General features: G+C 60.5%; 18 protein-coding genes. 5 read left to right on the top strand and 13 right to left on the bottom strand.

Annotation, left to right across the window (positions count from 1 at the left end; translation table 11 throughout):
* Positions 1 to 14 precede the first annotated feature (14 nt).
* A complete protein-coding gene (gene thrB / locus CCANI_RS05435; protein ID WP_146323283.1) occupies positions 15 to 941 on the top strand; it encodes a homoserine kinase in 927 nt (308 codons plus the stop codon).
* A gap of 1,078 nt (positions 942 to 2,019) precedes the next feature.
* Here the strand turns inward: thrB and CCANI_RS05440 are convergent.
* From CCANI_RS05440 to CCANI_RS05475, 8 genes are all read right to left on the bottom strand, one after another.
* Positions 2,020 to 2,724, bottom strand: coding sequence for a helix-turn-helix transcriptional regulator (locus tag CCANI_RS05440; RefSeq protein ID WP_146323284.1), 705 nt, complete (start codon positions 2,722 to 2,724; stop codon positions 2,020 to 2,022).
* A gap of 14 nt (positions 2,725 to 2,738) precedes the next feature.
* On the bottom strand, positions 2,739 to 4,721 hold the full coding sequence (locus tag CCANI_RS05445; protein ID WP_146323285.1) for an ATP-binding cassette domain-containing protein: 1,983 nt from the start codon (positions 4,719 to 4,721) through the stop codon (positions 2,739 to 2,741).
* Between the two features lie 20 nt (positions 4,722 to 4,741).
* Positions 4,742 to 5,500, bottom strand: coding sequence for a molybdate ABC transporter substrate-binding protein (modA, locus tag CCANI_RS05450; protein ID WP_146323286.1), 759 nt, complete (start codon positions 5,498 to 5,500; stop codon positions 4,742 to 4,744).
* Between the two features lie 76 nt (positions 5,501 to 5,576).
* Positions 5,577 to 6,293 carry a respiratory nitrate reductase subunit gamma gene (gene narI, locus CCANI_RS05455; protein WP_146323287.1) on the bottom strand — a complete coding sequence of 239 codons (717 nt, stop codon included), beginning with the start codon at positions 6,291 to 6,293 and terminating at the stop codon, positions 5,577 to 5,579.
* A gap of 10 nt (positions 6,294 to 6,303) precedes the next feature.
* Positions 6,304 to 6,957 (bottom strand): nitrate reductase molybdenum cofactor assembly chaperone, encoded by a 654-nt coding sequence (gene narJ, locus CCANI_RS05460; protein ID WP_146323288.1) that lies wholly within the window; start codon positions 6,955 to 6,957, stop codon positions 6,304 to 6,306.
* Positions 6,954 to 8,564, bottom strand: a complete 1,611-nt coding sequence (narH, locus tag CCANI_RS05465) for a nitrate reductase subunit beta (RefSeq protein WP_146323289.1) — start codon at positions 8,562 to 8,564, stop codon at positions 6,954 to 6,956. The genes narJ and narH overlap by 4 nt, the downstream gene beginning before the upstream one ends.
* Positions 8,564 to 12,301, bottom strand: coding sequence for a nitrate reductase subunit alpha (locus CCANI_RS05470; protein WP_146323290.1), 3,738 nt, complete (start codon positions 12,299 to 12,301; stop codon positions 8,564 to 8,566). The genes narH and CCANI_RS05470 overlap by 1 nt, the downstream gene beginning before the upstream one ends.
* Before the next feature lie 31 nt (positions 12,302 to 12,332).
* Complete coding sequence (locus tag CCANI_RS05475) at positions 12,333 to 13,664, bottom strand: nitrate/nitrite transporter (protein ID WP_146323291.1); 1,332 nt, start codon at positions 13,662 to 13,664, stop codon at positions 12,333 to 12,335.
* 237 nt (positions 13,665 to 13,901) lie between these two features.
* Here CCANI_RS05475 and CCANI_RS05480 point away from each other — a divergent pair, with 237 nt between their 5' ends.
* Positions 13,902 to 14,411 carry a MogA/MoaB family molybdenum cofactor biosynthesis protein gene (locus tag CCANI_RS05480; protein ID WP_146323396.1) on the top strand — a complete coding sequence of 170 codons (510 nt, stop codon included), beginning with the start codon at positions 13,902 to 13,904 and terminating at the stop codon, positions 14,409 to 14,411.
* On the opposite strand, the gene CCANI_RS05485 is transcribed toward CCANI_RS05480, so the two are convergent.
* Complete coding sequence (locus tag CCANI_RS05485; RefSeq protein WP_246118149.1) at positions 14,408 to 14,683, bottom strand: DUF2249 domain-containing protein; 276 nt, start codon at positions 14,681 to 14,683, stop codon at positions 14,408 to 14,410. The genes CCANI_RS05480 and CCANI_RS05485 overlap by 4 nt on opposite strands.
* A gap of 126 nt (positions 14,684 to 14,809) precedes the next feature.
* On the opposite strand from CCANI_RS05485, the gene CCANI_RS05490 reads away from it, so the two are divergent.
* Both CCANI_RS05490 and CCANI_RS05495 read left to right on the top strand, forming a co-directional pair.
* Positions 14,810 to 16,042: a hypothetical protein gene (locus tag CCANI_RS05490; RefSeq protein ID WP_146323292.1), complete on the top strand. Its 1,233-nt coding sequence runs from the start codon at positions 14,810 to 14,812 to the stop codon at positions 16,040 to 16,042.
* Positions 16,039 to 17,415 (top strand): multicopper oxidase domain-containing protein, encoded by a 1,377-nt coding sequence (locus CCANI_RS05495; protein WP_146323293.1) that lies wholly within the window; start codon positions 16,039 to 16,041, stop codon positions 17,413 to 17,415. Before CCANI_RS05490 ends, CCANI_RS05495 begins: the two co-directional genes overlap by 4 nt.
* Here the strand turns inward: CCANI_RS05495 and mobA are convergent.
* The 3 genes from mobA to CCANI_RS05510 are packed head-to-tail and all read right to left on the bottom strand — an operon-like array spanning position 17,412 to position 19,699.
* Positions 17,412 to 18,020 (bottom strand): molybdenum cofactor guanylyltransferase, encoded by a 609-nt coding sequence (gene mobA / locus CCANI_RS05500; RefSeq protein WP_146323294.1) that lies wholly within the window; start codon positions 18,018 to 18,020, stop codon positions 17,412 to 17,414. The genes CCANI_RS05495 and mobA overlap by 4 nt on opposite strands.
* The gene (gene moaC, locus CCANI_RS05505) at positions 17,996 to 18,472 is read right to left on the bottom strand and encodes a cyclic pyranopterin monophosphate synthase MoaC (protein ID WP_146323295.1); all 477 of its coding nucleotides are present in this window, start codon (positions 18,470 to 18,472) and stop codon (positions 17,996 to 17,998) included. The genes mobA and moaC overlap by 25 nt, the downstream gene beginning before the upstream one ends.
* Before the next feature lie 9 nt (positions 18,473 to 18,481).
* Positions 18,482 to 19,699, bottom strand: a complete 1,218-nt coding sequence (locus tag CCANI_RS05510; RefSeq protein ID WP_146323296.1) for a molybdopterin molybdotransferase MoeA — start codon at positions 19,697 to 19,699, stop codon at positions 18,482 to 18,484.
* Here CCANI_RS05510 and CCANI_RS05515 point away from each other — a divergent pair.
* On the top strand, positions 19,698 to 20,150 hold the full coding sequence (locus CCANI_RS05515) for a molybdenum cofactor biosynthesis protein MoaE (protein ID WP_246118150.1): 453 nt from the start codon (positions 19,698 to 19,700) through the stop codon (positions 20,148 to 20,150). The genes CCANI_RS05510 and CCANI_RS05515 overlap by 2 nt on opposite strands.
* On the opposite strand, the gene CCANI_RS05520 is transcribed toward CCANI_RS05515, so the two are convergent.
* Positions 20,147 to 20,392 (bottom strand): MoaD/ThiS family protein, encoded by a 246-nt coding sequence (locus CCANI_RS05520; RefSeq protein ID WP_146323297.1) that lies wholly within the window; start codon positions 20,390 to 20,392, stop codon positions 20,147 to 20,149. The two genes, CCANI_RS05515 and CCANI_RS05520, sit on opposite strands and share 4 nt — an antisense overlap.
* Position 20,393: the final 1 nt, after the last annotated feature.

The following is a 20,393-nucleotide window of genomic DNA, read 5'->3' on the forward strand; positions in this document are numbered from 1 at the left end:
CAAGGAGTGTTGCGTTGCCCACACCATTGCGCGTAGGCCAAAGAGTGAGCGTTACCGTGCCGGCATCTTCGGCGAACCTGGGGCCGGGTTTTGACACGCTGGGCCTCGCATTGGGCTTGTACGATACCGTCGAGGTCGAGGTCATCGACACCGGGTTAATCGTAGAAGTGTTCGGCGAGGGGGAAGGCGAACTCCCGCTCGATGGTTCCCATTTGGTGGTGAAGGCGCTGCGCTCCGCCCTCAAGGCCGCCGACGTGGAGGCGCCCGGATTGCGCGTGGTGTGCCACAACACGATCCCCCAGTCCCGCGGCTTAGGTTCCTCCGCCGCAGCCGCCGTCGCCGGGGTCGCCGCTGGCAATGGGCTCGCCGGTTTTCCGCTTGACGACGCCCAGCTCGTCCAGCTTTCCTCCGCCTTTGAGGGGCACCCCGACAACGCCGCCGCCTCCGTGTTGGGAAGCGCCGTGGTCTCCTGGACCGATATCCCGGTTGATGGCCGGACGCAGCCCCAATACCGGGCCGTTCGAATCCCTGTTCATGAGAGCATTCGGGCATTGGCCCTCGTGCCGGACTTCCACGCCTCCACGGAAGCCGTCCGCCGCGTGCTGCCTTCGGACATTACCCACCAGGACGCCCGGTTCAACGTATCCCGCTGCGCCGTGATGACCGTCGCCCTGCAGCATCACCCCGAGCTCTTGTGGGAAGGAACCCGCGATCGACTGCACCAACCCTATCGTGCCGACGTTCTCCCCGTCACCGCCGAATGGGTAAATCGCCTGCGTAACCGGGGTTTTGCCGCATATCTTTCCGGCGCCGGCCCCACCGCCATGGTACTTTCGGTGGACCCGGTGCCCGACAATATCCGCGGCGAAGCCGAAGAAGCCGGTTTACGAGTCATGGAACTTCCCGTAGCCGGCCCCGTCGAGGTAACCGTACTGGCCTGACCTTTTGGTGTGGGTTTAGGGGCTGGCGGCGCTGGCGGCGTTGGGTTTGGGTCGCTGGTGTTGGGCTGGAGGCGCTTAGGCGTTGGGTTTGGGTCGCTGGTGTTGGGCTGGAGGCGCTAGGCGTTGGGGCGTAGGTGGCTTTTGGCCTAAGCGTGCCTTGCCCAATTTATTTCTTTGACAAAAGCTGATTGAAAACGCCGCAGGAGCCCCGCTGCGGCCTCGAAATCGGCTACCCATGGTGAACCATGGCTGAATTTCATCGCCTAACGTCATAGTAATGAATTAGGCCGCCCCCGGTCGGTATCCGCGCCCGGAGTTGAACGTTGTCTATCGATATTTTTTACATCAAAATCCCGAAATCTGTGTAAAAAATATCGCGGCGGCGGCCCTGGGCGGCCCCGGATGATGAAAATTACACAGAATCCGGGTTTCGTGTGTAAAAAACTTCATGCGCAGCACACAACCCATTCGCGCCCCTTGCTGGTCTGCCTGGTTTTGCCGTTAAGGCTGCATCATGGCCGATGATCCATCGAGGTCCACGCCCAGAATCGGAGGTCTGCACGCAGAATTGAGATCCATGCCCAGGATCGAGGGCGGCGAAGCTTTTGCCGTGAAGCCCTTACCTGTTTTGCGTCACTCCGCGCGCTTTCTGATCACCGGTGATGCGTTACGTGTTGGTTCCAAATCGAAACCAATATCACTCAATATATTTTGCAGACAGAACCTTATTTCGAAATGTCACAATGCCTCTCTGAGGCCCTGAAATGAACCGCCCATGTTGGGCATACGTCGAATTACGTCACAGTGACGAAAATCCATCCCGATGAGTTACACTCGATCCATTCCTATGTCCGGAGTTGAACGTTGTCTACCGATATTTTTTACATCAAAATCCCGAAATCTGTGTAAAAAATATCGCGCCAAGCCGCCTAGGCCGCCCAGGATGATGAAAATTACACCGGATCCGGGATTCTGGTGTAAAAAACTTCATGCACAGCACACAACCCATTTCCTCAGGCTAAGAATCCGCCACTCCATCGCCCGCCACCAAGCCACCCGCTTGCCAAGCCGGTATTCGTCAATCAGTGGCGTCTTTTCGGATAATCACTTCGCAGGTGTGGGGTCGCGCGCTGGGATAAAGTTCCACGACTGCGGTGCCGTGCTCGCATGGCCCGAGAGATTCGGCTAGAAATCCGCGATGAATCGCACATACAAGCTGTGACGGGTTTTCGTTGTCCGAGCTAAACGGGCAGGCGTGAATAGAGATGCTTGCCGAGTGCTCGTGGGCGTATTGTGGCCCAGGGTCGAACCCGAGCTGCCGTAATGCGCGGGTCAAGGTGGTGGTCGCTTCGCTGATTTCGGACCATGTTGTGCCGGACCGGTTCAGCCGCCGCGCCCAGAGTACGCCTACTTGTTCGGCTGTTTTCTGCACTTCCGGATCGTCAGGATCGCCCAAGTGTTCTACCAGCGCATTGATGAGTGCCGCGTGTTCGCTGAGCACTGCGCTGCCGGAGGGCACGCGAGCGTGGAATATCACTGATGGCCGACCTCGTCCGCGACTTTGTTCGCGCTCCGTGGCCACTGCGTTCATATCGCAGAGTTCGTCCAAGTGTCCGCGAACGGTATTGACGTGCATGCCGAGGGTTTCGGCGATTTCGGATGCCTTGGCGCCGTCCTCGAAACTGCGAAGCGTTTCCAGCACGAGTCGCTGCATGCGCGATAGCGGCATGGTGTCTGTGGCGAGCCTCGCGGTCGGTGGTGGGCGGTTTTCGGTGTCTGGCACGTCTTTGAGTGTACTCACCTCCGATCTGCGTTTTTCGTTGGCGTTCCGCCGATTCGTGTATGCGTTTGAACTCTCGGCTGGAGCGGGGTGATGCGGATGGCTGTTGCTTTGGTGGCCAGCCAGACGTTGTCGCCGACGTTTAACTTCAAGGCGCTTGCCGACGCCGTGGTAATCGGCACTCGAATAATTGTTCCGCATGCTGCAACGCGGAGCTCTGCGATGCTATTGCTGGATTCGATCGAGTGTATGATTCCGCGCCAGTGGTTGCGTGTGGATTCCGTGATTGGCGGTGCGTCGTCGAGCCGCACGCTGGTGGCTTCGGGGTTACATATCGCAAGCCCGGGTGCGCCGATTTCCAAGTCGGAAGTTTGTGCGATTCCGTGGATGTTGCCGGCTTCGGTTTCTAGCACGGCGGTGGAGTCCGTGGTGCTGATGATGGTCCCTGGAATGCGATTGATGCCCGCTAGTTGGGCGACGAAATTGTTTGGTGGCAGGGTAAGGATTTCGGTGGTTGTGCCGTGTGCGACGGTTTCGCCGCGTTCCAGCACCACGATGGACTCCGCCAGGCTGGCGATTTCTAGGGGGTTGTGCGAAATCAGAATGGTAGTTCGATCTCCGGCGCTGGTGAGTAGGTATTCGCGCCAGCGTTGCGCCGCCGCCACATCGAGGGCCGCGAGAGGTTCGTCAAGAATAAGCGTTCGAGGCCGAGTCGCCAGCGCGCGCACCAATGCGACTTGCGCGGCTTGGCCACCGGATAACGATGCGATCTTGATGTGCTCTAAGGCTTGCAGTCCGGCGGCGCGGATAAGCGTGGAGGCCGCCGCACTGGATTCCGCCACCATGGCGATCGCTTTATGAACAGTTGTATGAACCGGCAGGCCGTGCCTTTGAGTCAGGAGGACGACGCCGCGTCTGTGCGCCGGAAGGTAGGCTTCACCGTCGACTGGCTGGGCGTCGATAATCACGTTGGCACCGCGGAGTCTGCCGGAAATGAGGTGCGCCAAGGTTGATTTTCCGGCGCCGTTTGGTCCGATGACGGCGGTGATGGAGTTGGGACGGAAATCGGCTTGGAGGGCTCTGCGTTTGATGCTGATATCGGCGCCGCCCCGCGTTGGGGTGCTGGCGTCTCGGAGTGCATGCGGGTCGAATCCAGAGCCGATATCCGTGGCTTGGAAAAGTTGTTTGCTTGGCCGGATAAAGAGCGTGATCGCGCCGGTGGCGGCAAGCACGATCGTGGCCAGCATGATAAGGAAGAATGCCAGCACTAGCGCGCGTCCGGTATCGATCTCTCGTTCTACATAGATGCCGAGCGGCATGGTACGGGTCACGCCGGGAAGGGAACCGGCAAACGTCAAGGTGGCGCCGAATTCTCCCAGCGATCGACTGAGCGCGAGGCCGGCGCCGGTCACAATCGCGGGCGCCACGGACGGCAAAATGATCTTGAATACCATTGCGGTTGGGCGGAGGCCGAGGCCGGCAGCGCTGGCGATGATCTCGGGGTCTAGGTGCCGGAGCGCTTGATCCACAGCGACCACCACGAATGGCAGCGAGATGAATACGTGTGCGGTAACAACGCCAGCGAATGCAAAGCCGAATTGCAGCCCTAGGAACTCCAAGATCGGGGCGGTGATGCCGCGTCGTCCGAGCGCCGCCGTTAGTGCTAGGCCGCTTACCACTGGGGGCAGCGCGAGGGGGAGGATCGTGAGCAGGCGCGCTACATTGGCACCGCGGCGCATGGACCGGAGCCACAGCGCCAGCGGGACGCCGAGGAGCGTGGTGATCACCATGGATAGCAGCGCCGAGGCGAGCGTCACCCGTGCGAGCGCAAATGTTTCGGGGGCGGCCGCGACCTCGGCCACGCGATGCCAAGGGACGCGAACGAACAGAGCTGCGATTGGTCCGATAATGACGGTGGCGGCCAAGAGCCCACCCAATAGCACCACCGGTGGCAGGTGAAGCCGGCTCGGACGAAGTGGAGGGAGAGTGGGCTCGCTCATCTGGATCTTGTGCCGAAAGGCTACTTGCTGGGTGTAAAGCCGTGCTCGGTCCACATGGTGTCGGCGTCCTTAGCATCGATAAGTTCGATGATCTGTTCGGCGTCTTGTTGGCGTTGCGATGCGCTCACTACGGCGGCGAGATATTCGTTGGGATCCTCCTCGGCCCCAGGCACTTCGAACACTTTTACGCTATCGCCGGCGGCGAGGGCGTCGCTGGAATACACCCAACCCGCGTCCGCTTCGCCCGAGGTGACTTTGCCCAGCACGTCCGTTACGGAGTGTTCGCGAGACACGAACTCCAACCCGGGCAGCAGCTTTTCGACAAACTTTTCGGTTGACCGGCCGCATGGTACCTGCGAGTCGCACGCCACGACTTGCGCCCCGCGTAGCGATTCGTCCACTCCCGTGATACGAGCTGGGTTATCCTGCGGCGTGACCAGCACAAGGTGATTGGTCGCAATGACGCGAGGGTCCGCCACCACACCCGCCTCGACCGCGCGATCCATGGTAGCTTTGTCCGCGGTGATGAGTATGTCGCCGGGGCTTCCGTCGATGAGTTGTTGCACGAGGGTGGATGACCCTGCATTGACAAAACTCAGCTCGAGTTCGCTCATAGAGTCGATATCTTCGTTGAGTACGCGTGTCGACGCCGCGGCCAGCACCATCACTGGTTCCGCTACGGCCGAACTGTCGGTGGCGGTGGTTTCGCCGCCGCCGCTACAGGCCGTGGCGGTGCCCAAAATAAGCGCTGCGGCGGCTGCCCGTTGTACCTTTTTCATTGTCTGACACACACTTTCTCTACGCTCCGTAGGAACGGGCCTGTTGGATTTCCGATGGGCGGGTGTGAATTGTTTCCTATCCTGCGCGTTGGTGATCTTCCATAGTTGCCTCTCGAGAGCGATACACCACATAAGGCCGAGTGGCGTATCCGACCGGGGCGGAAAAGACATGCACCAATCGCGTAAATGGCCATGCGATAAACAAAATCAAACCCGCAATAATGTGCAGTTTAAACGCCAATGGTACATCGGCCATTAATTCCGGCTGAGGTTGGAATGCGAATACGCTTCTAAACCACGGAGAAATGGTTTCGCGGTAATCGTAGCCGTGGCTATCGCCGAAGATTTGGGTGCTTACCGTGGCGAAGAAACCGAGCAGGATGGCCACTCCGAGCAGCAAATACATGATCTTATCGCCGATAGAGGTGGCAAGGTGGACGGTCTTGACAACGAACCTGCGGTAGAGCAATCCAAGAAGTCCGAGTACCGCCGCAATGCCGAACAGGGTGCCGATATAGGCGGCCACGAAATGATACGCTGCCTCGCTAATGCCAAGGGCGAGCGTCCAAGATTTCGGTATGGCGAGTCCGACGACATGGCCGACAATAACGCCGAGCATTCCGTAGTGGAAAACCGGGGAGGATAATCGCAGCAGTTTGGATTCGTAAATCTGGGAGGATTTGGTGGTCCAGCCGAATTGATCATAACGCCAACGCCAAATCGAACCGATGATAAAAACGGCCAGCGCTAACCATGGAAAAGCGACCCATAAAAACGTGTCTAAACTTGTCATTGTCTTGTCCTTAACTCACGGTGGTGGGAAATGGCAGCGGGGTACCAATGCCAACGAGCTCGGCGGGCGGCCCCTGGTGGATAAGGTCGTGGTAGTAGGCGATGGTTTCCGCGTCGATTTGCGGCAATGACATGCATAATGCGGTAATCACGTGGGCGTACGGGGATTCTAATCCCGTAAGCGCCGTGCGGAGCACCTCTAGGCCGTCGCGGTGAGCGGCCAGCATTTCTACGGCAACCTTGTGGGCCGCGGCGTCGGCAAGCGCGGAAGCCTCGAGGACGACGCACACGTGGTCGGGAAGCTCTTTGCGGGCGAGCTCGAAGCCCAAATCGTGGATCGCGTCCTGGAATGCGAGGATCGCGGCGCCGCGCTGCCGAGTGTCGCCCACGGAGTAGTAGGAAAGGTAGAGGGAACAACGACGTCGCTGATCGAACGTAGTTACGTAATGCTCGGCGAGCCAGCGAATGCCGTTATCCCGAACGTGTGTGCAAAACTTGGTGAGTTCGGTGGCGATCGGCAAGGGGAGCTCCGGCAGCTGAGACTCCGTGACCGCGATGGTCTCCACAAACTCCGTATTGGGGTAATCCAGCAGCAGCGAGCAGGCCATATGGGTGAGCTGGCGCTGCTGCATGGTCATTCGCACAGGTGAGCAAAACGTGGTCATTGTTTCGCCTTTGTGTCGGGGAACATCGCCGCCGGGCGGGTGCCAGTCGGCCAGGAAGCAAGATTGATCTTGGGACCGCGTTCGCTGCCCTCGCGGCAGGCGGCCGGGGCGCCTTCGCCAAGCCCGTGGAAGGCTGCGACGGTGAGATTTCGCTGGCCCGGGAAATCGGCGATGGCGGCATCAAGACCGGCGATTCCGCGCGGAGTCTCGGTGTGCGTCGTGGGAACAACGTAGCGATCGTCGTATTTCGCGATGGCCAGCAGGCGGTGCATTTTTTGCAGCTCGGCGCCGGTCATGCCGACGGCCGCGGCGATCTCCTCCTGCGTCGGGCGGCCCAGATTGATGTCTCGCATGTATGAGCGCATCGCGGCAAGGCGACGAAGCACACGTTCGACCGGGCGGGTGTCCCCGGCGGTAAACAAACCGGCCAAATATTCCAATGGGATACGCATATTGGAAATGGCGGAGTAGAGGATCTTATGGTTTTCCCCGTCGTTGCCGCTGGCGGTCACCTGGTCCACCACTGGGGACAGCGGCGGGATATACCAAACCATGGGGAGTGTTCGATACTCGGGGTGCAGCGGCAGGGCCACCTCGTAGGTGGAGATCAGGTCCCAGATCGGGGATTGCTGGGCGGCCTGGACCCAGCCGCGCGGTACGCCCTCACGTTCGGCTCCGGCGATAACTTCGGGATCGAAGGGGTCCAAGAGGATGGCTCGTTGGGCCTCGTAAAGGTCGCGGGGATCCGCAACGCTGGCTGCTTCGGCGACGCGGTCGGCGTCGTAAAGCAGGACGCCGAGGTAGCGCAGACGCCCCACGCAGGTCTCCGAACAAACCGTCGGTTGGCCGGCCTCGAGGCGGGGATAACACAGCGTGCATTTTTCCGCTTTGCCGGACTTGTGGTTGAAAAACACTTTCTTATACGGGCAGCCGGAGACGCACATGCGCCAACCGCGACAACGGTTCTGGTCCACGAGCACAATGCCGTCTTCCGTGCGCTTATACATGGCGCCGGAGGGGCAACTGGCCACGCAGGTGGGGTTGAGGCAGTGCTCGCAAATGCGCGGGAGATAGAACATAAAGGCGTCTTCGATTTCGGTCCGCACTTGGATGCTCATATCGCGCAGCACCGGGTCTTCCGAAAGTGTTTCCGTAGAGCCGCCGAGGTCGTCGTCCCACGCGGAGGACCATGTGACCTTGTCAATCGGCTCACCGGTGAGTTGGTTTAGCGGCCGCGCGGTGGGTTGCGTGCGCTCGCCGCGTGGGGCGCTGAGCAGCTTGTCGTACTCGTACGTCCACGGTTCGTAGTAGTCCGCAATGTCCGGCAGAGTCGGATTATGGAAAATAGTTGCGAGTTTGCGCAGACGCCCGCCGGAGCGTGGTTTCAGCTTGCCGGCGCGGGTGCGCTGCCAGCCGCCCTCCCACCTGTTTTGGTCCTCCCACGTGCGCGGATATCCAACGCCGGGTCGAGTTTCCACGTTGTTGAACCAGACATATTCCACGCCTTCTCGGTTGGTCCAAGCCTGCTTGCAGGTCACCGAGCATGTGTGGCAACCGATGCATTTGTCTAGGTTCATTACCATTGCGATTTGCGCCATGACCTTCATCAGTACTGCACCTCCTGGGAGCGACGGCGAATCTTGGTGACCTCATCCCGGTTATTCCCGGTGGGGCCGATGTAATTGAACGCATATGTGAATTGCCCGTAGCCTCCGACGAGGTGGGTGGGCTTGATCATGATGCGGGTGAGTGAGTTGTGCGTCCCGCCGCGCCTACCGGTGCGCTCGTTGATCGGCGTCCCGACAATGCGTTCGGACGCATGGTGCATAAACGCAGTGCCCTCCGGCATGCGGTGCGAAACCACGGCGCGCGCCGAAACCACGCCGTTGCGGTTGAATGCCTCCACCCATTCGTTGTCTTTGACGCCGATCTTTTCCGCATCTTTGTGCGACATCCAGATGACTTGCCCGCCGCGAGAAAGCGAAAGCATGTGCAAATTGTCGAAGTATTGCGAATGGATCGCCCATTTGTTGTGCACGGTCAGGTACCGCACCGCCACTTCCGCAGTACCGCTTTCGTTCGTAAGTTCGCCCGGGGGCGCCTCGCCGTACAGATGGTGCAGGTCCACCGGCGGCCGGAACACGGGCAGCGATTCGCCGTAGTCCCGCATCCAATCGTGGTCGAGGTAGTAGTGCATGCGGCCCGAAAGTGTGTGCCAAGGCTTGTCGTGCTCGACGTTGATAGAAAACGCCGTGTATCGACGCCCGCCGTGCTCGGAGCCCGACCATTCCGGCGACGTGATCACGCTGACCGGCCGTTCGGAGACGTCCCGCCAGGTTATCCGGCGCTCCTCGTCGCCTTCGGCCAAATGTGCGGTTGGCTTCGGGGTGCCGGTGCGGGCGTCCAAGCTCCGGAACCCTTGCAGCGATAACCGCCCGTTGGAGGTTCCGGAAAGGCGCAGCACCATGTCGCATGCCTTGAGATCGGTATCGATCAGTGTCCGCAGTCCCGAGGAAGTTTCCGTCTGCCCGTTCGATTGCGCGAGTTCTTCGAGCTCGCGATCCGGGTGATAGGTGATGCCCTTGGTGGCCATTCCGAGCTTCGCCGTGAGCGGCCCGATGGTATTAAACTTCTCCGAGGTTTTATGGTATTCCCGCACTACAGGGACGAGTTTCGGCATGGTCACGCCGGGCTGTAGCCCCGTCTCCGCCAGGTTCGGCACAATCCCGTGCGGGCTGTTGAGCTCGTCCGGGGTGTCGTGGGTGAGCGGTACCGCAACCACATCTGTTTGCGTACCCAGCCAGGTTGCGGCCATGGTGCTGAACCGCTCGGCGAGATCTTGGAACAGCTCGAAGTCCGTGCGCGCTTCCCACGGCGGGTCGATCGCCGCGTTAAACGAATGTATGAACGGATGCATATCGGTGGAAGACAGGTCGTGCTTCTCGTACCAGGTCGCCGCCGGGAAGATAATGTCGCTGACCAGCGTGGTCGAGGTGGACCGGAAATCCGAGGCCAGCATCAGGTCGAGCTTGCCGTGCGCCGCATCCCGCCACACGATCGATTGCGGCCGCATCTCGGGGCCGACCTCCGCGGCGGTTGCGTCGGAGTCCACGCCGAGCATGTGACGCAGGAAGAACTCGGTGCCTTTGGCGGAGGACCCCATAAGGTTCGTCCGCCAGTTCAAAAGGATTTTCGGGTGGTTGACCGGATTGTCCGGGTCCTCGCAGGCGAACTGGAGTTCGCCGCTTTCCAGCTGTTGGACGATGTGCTCCTGCACGGGAATGCCCAGCTCTTCGGCTTCCGCGCTCAGTGCGAGGTTATTGCGGTTGAACTGCGGGTATGACGGCATCCAGCCGCGTTTCGAGGCCTCCACCAGCGTGTCCGCCACCATTTTATCGCCGAAACTGCCTTTGCTGAGCGGGGAGGCGAGGCGGCTGGCGCGGGTGTGATCGTAGCGCCATTGGTCGGTGGTGATATACCAAAAGCCCGTCGAAATCATGTGCCGTGGCGGCCGATTCCAGTCCAGCGCAAAGGTGTATTGCGCCCACCCCGTTTGGGGGCGGAGCTTTTCCTGCCCCACGTAATGCGCCCAACCGCCGCCATTGGTACCCTGCGTTCCGCACATAGATGTGAGAGCCAGGAAGGTGCGGTAGATGGTGTCCGCATTAAAGAAGTGGTTGACGCCGGCCCCCATAACGATCATCGAGCGCCCGCGCGAATCGATCGCATTCTGTGCGAACTCACGTCCGATTCGAATGGCAGCATTTAGGGGAACGCCGGTCAGCTCCTCCTGCCACGCGGGGGTTCCGGGGCAGCTGGCATCCTCGTATGACCTCGGCCATTGCCCGGGCAGATTCAGTTCCTCTCGCTCCACGCCGTAGCTGGCAAGCAGCAGGTCAAACACCGTTGTCACCGTATGTCCGCCGACGAAGGTGACCGGCACGCCACGCGTGACGACGCCCGCCCCTACCGGGCCGTCGGCTGTGGCTTCACCGGGGAGATCAAAGCGCGGCAATGAGATTTCTTGGGTAAGTTTCGAATCTGTGTCCGCAATGGAGATGACGGGATCCACGGCGGTTAAAGAGAGATTCCATTTGCCCATGCCGTCCTCGCCCCATCGATCGGCAAGCGTGCCGCCTGGGTCGATCACTTGTCCGGTTTTCTCCATGGCGAGCAGCCGGTGGGAGGCGTTTGCCGAGGCCGCTAGATCGTTGTCAATGCCGGCCATATCGGCGGCGGTGAGGAATTTCCCGGGGGTGACCGTTCCATCGGGTTGCTGTTCCAGGGTGACCAGGAACGGAGAATCGGTGTATTTGCGCATATATTCGATAAAGAAGGGGGTGCGCTGGCCGATGTGGAATTCCTTTAAGATCACGTGGCCCATGGCCATGGCGAGGGCGCCGTCGGTGCCGGGATTAATGCGGAGCCATTCATCGGCGAACTTGGTGTTATCCGCAAAGTCTGGCGAGACCACCACAACCTTTTGGCCGTGGTAGCGCGCCTCCGCCATAAAATGGGCGTCTGGGGTGCGGGTGAGCGGCAGGTTGGAACCCCACATGATGAGGTAGGCGGAATTGAACCAGTCCCCGGCCTCCGGTACGTCTGTTTGATCGCCGAAAACCTGCGGGGACGCCGGCGGCAGGTCCGCGTACCAGTCGTAGAAGGAGAGGTTTACGCCGCCGATAAGCTGGAGGAATCGGGAACCCGAGCCGTAGCTGATCATGGACATGGCCGGGATAACGGTGAACCCTGCGATGCGATCGGGGCCGTATTGGCGGACCGTATATACGTGCGCGGCCGCCGCGATCTCGAGCGCTTCCTCGTAGGATATTCGGATCAGCCCGCCTTTGCCGCGGGCGCTTTTATACGCCTTGGCCTTGATCTCGTCTTCGACGATGTCTCGCCAGGCGAGGACGGGATCCCCGAGGCGCTGCTTTGCCTCGCGGTACATATCAATAAGCACGCCCCGGGCATATGGGTAGCGGATCCGCGTGGGCGAATACGTGTACCAAGAGAAGGCGGCGCCGCGTGGGCAGCCGCGCGGTTCGTATTCCGGCATATTGGGGCCGGTGGTGGGGTAGTCGGTCTGTTGGGATTCCCAGGTGATCACCCCGTCCTTGACATAGACTTTCCAGGAACAGGATCCGGTGCAGTTCACGCCGTGCGTGGAGCGCACGACCTTGTCAAAGGACCAGCGATCGCGGTAAAACACGTCCGCGTCGCGGCCGCCGCGCAAATGGATTTGCTGCAAATCCTTGCCGGAGGTGCCCCGCCGCAAATAGGTGCCGAGCTGGAGCAACGGGTTTGCGGATGGGGAGCTTTGGCTGGTTGTATCGTGGGTCATGGGGGTGGGTCTTTCGCTACTAGCGGGCGGGTTACCCGGGGAATGGGGCCCCAGGTCGGGCGTAATATATCCAGGTCAGGGCGGTGGCGGCGATAAAGTACACGACGCAACCCCAGTAGAACGTGGCGGGCTCCATGAGCGACAGCAGGATGCCCACAATAAATGGGCCGAAGGAAGCGATCGCGGAGGTCCACCCGATCACACCGCCGGCCTGCCGCTTGGGCAGGATCATCGGCATTTGCTTAAAGGTGCCGGCGTTGCCCAAGCCAGTAAAGAAGAACAGCGCCAACATGGCGGCCAAGAACGGCCAAAATTCATCGGGGGATTCCGGGGTAAGGAACAAGGCCGCGATGGCGGTGGAGATGATCATGCCTACGCCGCCGATAAAGGTGAAGATCGCACCGCCAAAGCGATCGCACAAACCGCCGAATGCTGCGCGAACTGCGGATCCGATCAGCGGCCCCAGGAACGCGAAACTTGCCCCGGCGGGGAGGAGCGCGGCGTCGTAACGCTCGGTGAGTGCGGAATCGGCGCCGAACACGTTGTTCACCAGCAGCCCAAATTGCGCGGCGAAACCGGCGAAAGCGCCGAAGGTCATGATGTAAATGATGGTGAGAATCCAGGTGTTTTTATTGCCGAAGATGTCTAGCTGCTGTCGAACGTTTGCCTTAATGGGGACGTCTTTAAGCCAGATAAAGGAGACCACGGCCATGACCAGCGTCCACGGCACAAGTACCGCGGCAACATTGTGCACCCAGACATCACCCTGCGCGGTGCGTTGCGGGGCAAACATGCCTAAACCGAACAAACTGAAGCCCATGATCCAGGGGCCCAAAAGCTGGATAAGCGACACCCCGAAATTGCCGATGCCCGCCTGCAAGCCCAGCGCCGAACCCGCCTTTGACTTGGGGAAAAAGTACCCCGTCGAGGGCATATATCCGGCGAAGGAGCCGCCGCCGATGCCCGTCATCAACGCCAGGCAAATCAACCACCAGAACGGAGTTTCGGGGTTTTGCACGGCGAAAAACCAGCCGATCATGGGGATGACAAAAAGCAGTGAGGAGATGCCCACGAGCTTTCGCGTGCCCAAAATCGGCGGCAAAAACATGTACAGCAAGCGGAACAATCCGCCGGAAAGCCCGGGGACCGCGGCCAGCCAATACAATTGTTCTTTCGAAAGATCGAAGCCGATGGCATTGAGCTTCGGGGCGATGGCTGCGACGAGGTACCACACGCAGAAGCCGATGGTGAGGGAAATGGTCGAGATGATAAGGGTGCGCCACGCCACTCTGGAATCCCACCGGGCGGGGTCCTCCGGATCCCAGCCCTGCAATACTCGACCTTCCGTGTTGAGAGAGGTCATGAAAGTGTCACCTTTCGTAGATATCCACGACGGTGCCGCGGATGAATGTGAGTCTGCGCGCGGAAGCTCTTCGTCTTAGTTCTATTTAAACGAAAAAAACTGGGTAAAATGTCGCTTGAGGCCTCTAGGGGGCGTTTGCCCGCGTGAGGATAGCGAAATACACCCTATAACGGGGGTGAAATCGGGAAGGAATGTGCAGTGTCAGATCCACTGATCCAAGAAAAGCAGCTCGCGCAAATGTCAGAACATGTGCCAGGCGCGGTCATAACCGTTTCCGACCGTTGTGCAAGTGGCGAGCGAGAAGATAACTCCGGTCCGCTGGCCAAGAAAATACTGGCCATGCACGGCGTTGACGTGGGGGAGGTGGTGCTGGTCCCGGACGGCGTCGATAATGTGGAGCGTGCGTTGCGGGAAGCGTTGGCGGCGGGCGCGCGCGTGGTTATTACCGTTGGTGGGACCGGTATTACGCCGCGCGACCTGACGCCTGAAGCCACCCGGCCGTTTTTGGAGGCTGAATTGCCTGGAATCGCCACGCAAATCGTGATGCGGGGGCTGAAAAAAACGCCCCTGGCTGGGCTATCGCGCGGGCTTGTCGGGGTTACTGGGCGCGGGGAAAATGCGGCGTTGATTGTGAACGCGCCGGGCTCAAAAGGAGGTGTCCGCGATGTGATTGATGTGATCGGCCCGCTCGTGCCGCATGTGCTCGAGCAGCTCGGCGGGCAGGACGGGGCGCCGCACCAAAATTAGCTCACACGTGTGAACTTAATGTGCCAGTCCTCCGGCCCTTGCTTAACGTATGTGCGTTCGAATTCTTCGGCGCGGGCGTCGATTTCTTCGAGCAAGGGCAGCGGATTGTGCGGAGCGATCAAGATCATGGAATCGCCCGGTTGCAGCGTGTTTAGCGCCCCGTGAACCGCACCGTGGCGGAGGGCGTGCGGAATGGCGCCGGCGTCGATGGCCGGGATGGCGGGCTCATGGGAGTGGCAATCGCACGCGGCGATGGGCAGTGACTTTTCCACGGGAACTCCTAGTAGTGTGAACGGAAGAGGTATTTCTTACGATTTTAGCCGTGGAAAATAGGTGGATGGCAATTCTGTACAGCAACGCGGGGGCGCCGAGTGCGGCGCGCGCAGGCGGTGATAGCCGTGGCTAGCCTCGTCGCGCCATTCGCAAAAGTGTTCCGTAAGCGGGGATATTGGCACACGCTGATGGCCGCCGTTGTGGGTTGCTGGATCGTCGCCGCCGCGGTCACGCTCGCGGTGAGCGACCGTTGGTGGAGCCAAGTGCATGTGGTTACACTCGGCGTGTTAAGCAATGCGATCATCGCCTACTCCACACATTTCGCGCAGGCGCTCACACGTTCGAAGGTTAGGCCGTATCGCAGCGCCGCCGTGAAGATGCTGCTGATCAGCGCCGCGCTCGGGATTATTATGGGACAAGGGGTGCAATTGCCCTGGTCACCATGGGTAACGGGGGCCGCGCTCGCCGTTGTTTTCGTGGCGCTGTGGCACGCCGTCACCGTCGTTCGGCTGTGGGCTCCGCGCTCCGGACCGCCCCTTTCGATCACAGTTGTGTTCTATATTGTCGCCGCCGTTGCGTTGGCGCTCGCGGTATTGCTGGTAATCGCGGGATATACATTGGGTTTGAATGTCAGTTTGATAGTGGCCGCGCATTCTCGGTTGGCGCTGTGGGGGTTTGCGTGGACTACCATTCTGGGCACGATCATTACCATGCTTCCGATGCTCACTCGAACAAAGTATTCAGAGCGGGCGCGGGCGTGGTGTCTGCGGGCGCTGCTGCTGCATGGTGCGGCGTTGGCGCTTGGCACCGTGGCGTGCGTGGCCGGTGGCAGCCGCATCGCGGGTGCCGGATTTTTGCTTGTGGCGGCCGCCGGGGTGGGCGTGATTTGGCCGGTGATCGCGAGCGCGTTGCAGGCCCCGAATCGCGCCGATTGGGACACCGCAAGCGTTGGCACCTGCACGGCGCTTCTGTGGATCATTGCCCTTATCACCTGCGATGCAATAGCACTTATGTGCGGGGTATCGCCGCGTACGAGTTTCCGCAATATCCTGCCCGCATTGCTTGGGGTAGGCGTGGTGCAACTCATTTTATCGGTGTTGTTGTTCCTGCTTCCGGCCATGATCGGGCGCGGCCCAAACGCCGTGCGCGTCGGCCGTTCCGTTGCCGAATTCGCCGGCCCCGCCCGCTTCACGATCCTCAACTACGGGGGTGGCCTGATCGTGCTGTCCCTTTGGAATCCGATCGCTTTTTTCCCCGGCATTTTGCTGATGATCCTCGGCGCGCTCGGGCACGTTATTGCCCTGATTGTCGCCGCCGCGAGGCAATACTCGGCCCCTAGAAAGCACGCAATGAAATGACCGCCCGGACAGAGAAAGACGCAGGTCAGCAGTGGATTATTTGGTCGCTGGTGGGCCTTGCCATTGCGACGATTATCACCGTGACCGTCGCCCTGACCAACCCCCTGCGTATCGACGCCCCGTCCGCCAGCCCCGGCACGAACGCTGCGGCGCGCCAGGAGCTCACCATCACGATTCAGGGATACGAATTTACCCCCGCGAGCGTGGAGGTTCCGGCGGGCACGCGCCTGCAGATCACCCTGATAAACAATTCCACTATGGACCACGATCTGCAGATCGGTTCCGCAAACTCCGGCTTGGTCGCGCCGGGGGAGAGCGTGGAATTCGATGCGGGTGCCGTGGCGGCCAGCACCCAGGGTTATTGCACCGTCGCGGGTCATAGGGAACTCGGCATGGTGTTCGATATACGCGTGACGGGCGCGGGTGCCCAATCGGGCCATCCCGGTCATGGCGATATCGTCGCGGGGCAGCAATCCGCCAACCCGCAGCGGGTGCCTTCGATGGCTCAGCGCATGGCCGATCCGGGCAAAGATTTCACGGCTTTCGACGCAACGTTGCCGCCCGCGCCAAGGGAAACCGTGCATCGGGTGCGGCTGGAGATCACCGAGGAGATTCGCGAGGTCGCCCCGGGGCACAAGCAAAAACAGTGGCTTTTCAATGGCCAAGTTCCCGCCCCAACGCTTCGCGGCAAGGTCGGCGATACGTTCGAAATCACGCTGGTTAATAACGGCACCATGCCGCATTCCGTGGATTTCCACGCCGGCGAAGTCAGCCCCGATGCCGTGATGCGCGACATCGCCCCGGGTGACGAACTGGTGTACAAATTCGAGGCGCGCCGGGCCGGTATTTGGATGTACCACTGTGGCACCATGCCGATGAGCGTTCACATCGCCAATGGCATGGCCGGTTCCGTCATCATCGACCCGCCCGACCTCGACCCGGTGGACCACGAATTCGTGCTCAATGGCACCGAAGTGTTCCTCGGGGCGGAGTCTGTCGGCGCCGATACCGCACGTGTGTTCGCAGGGCAATATGACCTCGCGGCATTCAATGGATACCCCGACCAATACCTCCATCGCCCGTTACGCGTCCGCGCCGGCGAGCGGGTGCGCCTCTGGGTGTGCAATATTGGCCCAGACCAAGCACTGAGCTTCCACGTTGTCGGCGGGCTTTTCGACACCGTGTTTATCGAAGGCCAGTACACCGTCCGGCGTGGCCTCGAACAAGGTTCCGGTGCGCAGGTATTGCCCCTATTGCCCGCCCAGGGCGGCTTTGTAGAAATGGTTTTCGACGAGCCTGGCAGCTATACCTTCCTCAACCATGTGATGACTCGCGCCGAACTCGGCCAAGCCGGAACCATTAAGGTCAGCTAGCCTTCTGGCCGCCAGCGGGACAGCGATTCCGGGGTGTCGTAATCTTGCTCGGCCCCCGTGCCGGCCACCTGCACTACCTGTGGAGCCGCCGCGATGAGTCTCTTCGCCGCGATATCTCGAGTATTAGGCAGCGTGTTCAATGCCTTTAGTAGCGAATCCTTGTTCCATAATGCGCATAGCGGTTCTAGGAATCCGGCGGTGCTGCGAACCACCGCCACATCGGAATCGGCGAGCGCTGCGCTCAGGGCGGGTAGCAGCCGGGCCGCATCCGGTGCATCCACGGCTAGGATCAGCACTCGGGTCCCGGGGGTGTTGCGCAGGGCCGCGGCCCCCGCGGCGATCCCTGCGACGGGGCCGCCAAAAGCCGGGTCTTCGCAAGTTCTTACGACACCCTCGGGGAGGGTGAATTCGCGCGGCGTGACCACCACGATTTCAGACACTTCATAGTGGGACCGCAGCTCCGCCACGATGCAATCGATAAAGCGCAGGCCATCGCGCTCTAATTGCGCCTTGTCGCGCCCACCCATGCGCGAGTTGTGGCCGCCCGCCAAGATAATAACGTCGATTCCCGGCCCGCCGCCTATGGATGTTCGTTTCGTATCCATGTTCCAGACCTGCCGCCGCTTTTCGAGGTGACAAAGCAATTCCGAATATATGCACTGCGGTCTACGCCCTTCACCATATCGATGATTGCCAGCGCGGCCACGGTCACAGCGGTCAGCGCTTCCATTTCGACGCCCGTTCGGTCCGCAGTGCGCACGCTGCCGTCAATGACCACGTGGTCGGCGTGCAATTCGATCTTGATTTCGCAGCCATGCACACCGATTGTGTGTGCGAGTGGCAGGAGTTCCGGCACCCGCTTTGCGGCGCTGATCCCGGCGATGCGAGCAACCGCAAGCACATCCCCCTTGGGCACTGTGCCATCGCGCAGGGACTGGATCACTTCCGGAGAGCATGCCACCTCGGCGTGCGCCGTGGCGTGCCGCACGCTTGGTTGCTTGCCGGAAATATCCACCATATGGGCGGCACCGTGATCGTTGAGGTGCGTGAATTTCATGGGGGAATCCTATACCAAGAGCACCCGAACGGGCTGGCCAATTGCGGTGGTACCCGTGCCGTGTGGCAGGTATGCCAAACCAGTTACCCCAGCCAGCGACGCCACGAAGTGGCTGCCCAAGCCGCTCCGATGGGAGCTGATCGCCTGAGGGGTGGTTCCGTACTTGATGCGCACCGGAATGAATCGATCGCGCTTGCTATCTGCATGGAATTCGCAAGCCGCGCTGGCCATCAGTTGCGGGCGCTCGTCCAATCCCTGCGGAACCTGACCGCTCAGGGCACGCATGAGCGGGGCCACAAATAGGTGGAAGGACACGAATGCGCTTACCGGGTTGCCCGGCAAGCAGAGGATCGGGATCCCATCGAACGTACCTGCGCCTTGTGGCTTGCCTGGTTGCAACGCCACCTGACCGAACCAGACATCCGGTGAAAGTAGCTCCCGCACGATGTCGAATGCACCTGCGGATATGCCGCCGGTGGTCAAAATGAGATTCGAGCCCTTAGCGGCCTCGAGGGCGGCGCGCAACGCCGCCGGAGTGTCCCCGGTGGCGGGCAGCACATGGGTCTGTGCGCCCTGCGATTGACACAATGCGGCGAGCATCGGGCTATTGGAATTGGGGATCTGCCGATCCAATTCATCGCCAGTGGCAAGGATGGAAACGCGAATAGGCTGGTGAACGGGGACGGTCGCATTGCCGGTGGATACGAGTGCGGCGATGGTCGCGGCGTCGATACGCGTGCCTTGAGCAACGGTGAGTTCCCCGATCGCGGTGTCTTCGCCCCGCATGCGAATGTGTGCGCTGGGCTTTGGGGCGGTGAATATGGTGACCGAACTGGGGAGCGATTGTGGGCCGCGTGGGATATTGGTGTGTTCGACGGGCACAACGGCGAGGCCGGGCTCCTCTGGCACGGGCGCGCCGGTCATGATGCGGAGGGCGGCGCCCCGTCTTGGAGTTCGAACGTCTGTACCCGCGGGGATATCGCCGATGACTGGGAAGGTCCACGGGCCGGGGCCATTGAAATCCGCGTGATGGACGAGGAAACCATCCATGGCCGAATTGTGAAACGGGGGCACCGCGAGCTTCGCATATATGTTTGCCGCGAGGGTGAGGCCGAGGGCATCGCTGGGCGCCATGGTGGTTACTGGGGTCGGCGCGGTGGCGAGGCTGAGCACGGCATCGAGATGCTCGGAAAGGCTGCGTAACACGAGGAGCTCACTTTCTGTCATGATGTGGAAAAGCGGAACGGGAAAGGCCAGAGAGCAAATGACATACGGAAGAATCACGAATTGCCCACTTACAATCGCCGAAATAGCAACACGGGTCGCGGACGATACATCGGGTGCGATAGCCGTCTTTGATGGGCGCGTTCGTAACCATGATCACGGGCGAGAAGTCACCTCGTTGGAATACAGCGCGCATCCCGCAGCCGAACGTATTGTGCAAGAAGTAGCGGAGGATATTCGCGAGAGATTCGGGCTGTGTGGCGTGGCAATTGTGCATCGAGTTGGCCATTTGAACATCGGTGAAACTGCGCTCGCTGCGGCGGTGAGCAGCCCACACAGGGAAGCCGCGTTCGCGGCGCTTGCGGAGCTTGTGGATGAAGTAAAAAAGCAAGTACCGGTGTGGAAAAAACAATACTATTCCGATGGCACATACGAATGGAGCAATTGCGCCTAGCCGCCAGCGAACGGGGGCAAAATATCCATCGTGCGCGCATCGCTAAGATCCTGGTTTTCGGTGTGTGCATCATTGATAAACACTGTGCAATGCGGGTGAATACTTGCCAAGCTGGGAAATCGCTGTTCCAGCAAATCTAGGGCCTCGGCGAGCTGCGCGTTTTCGGGTATCTCTAGGGTGGTTTCGCTCGTGCCCGCAGCGTCTGCCGCAGCGGCAAAAAACCGGACCGTAATAGGGCGCATA

It is taken from the genome of Corynebacterium canis (assembly GCF_030408595.1).
GTDB classification, from domain to species: domain Bacteria; phylum Actinomycetota; class Actinomycetes; order Mycobacteriales; family Mycobacteriaceae; genus Corynebacterium; species Corynebacterium canis.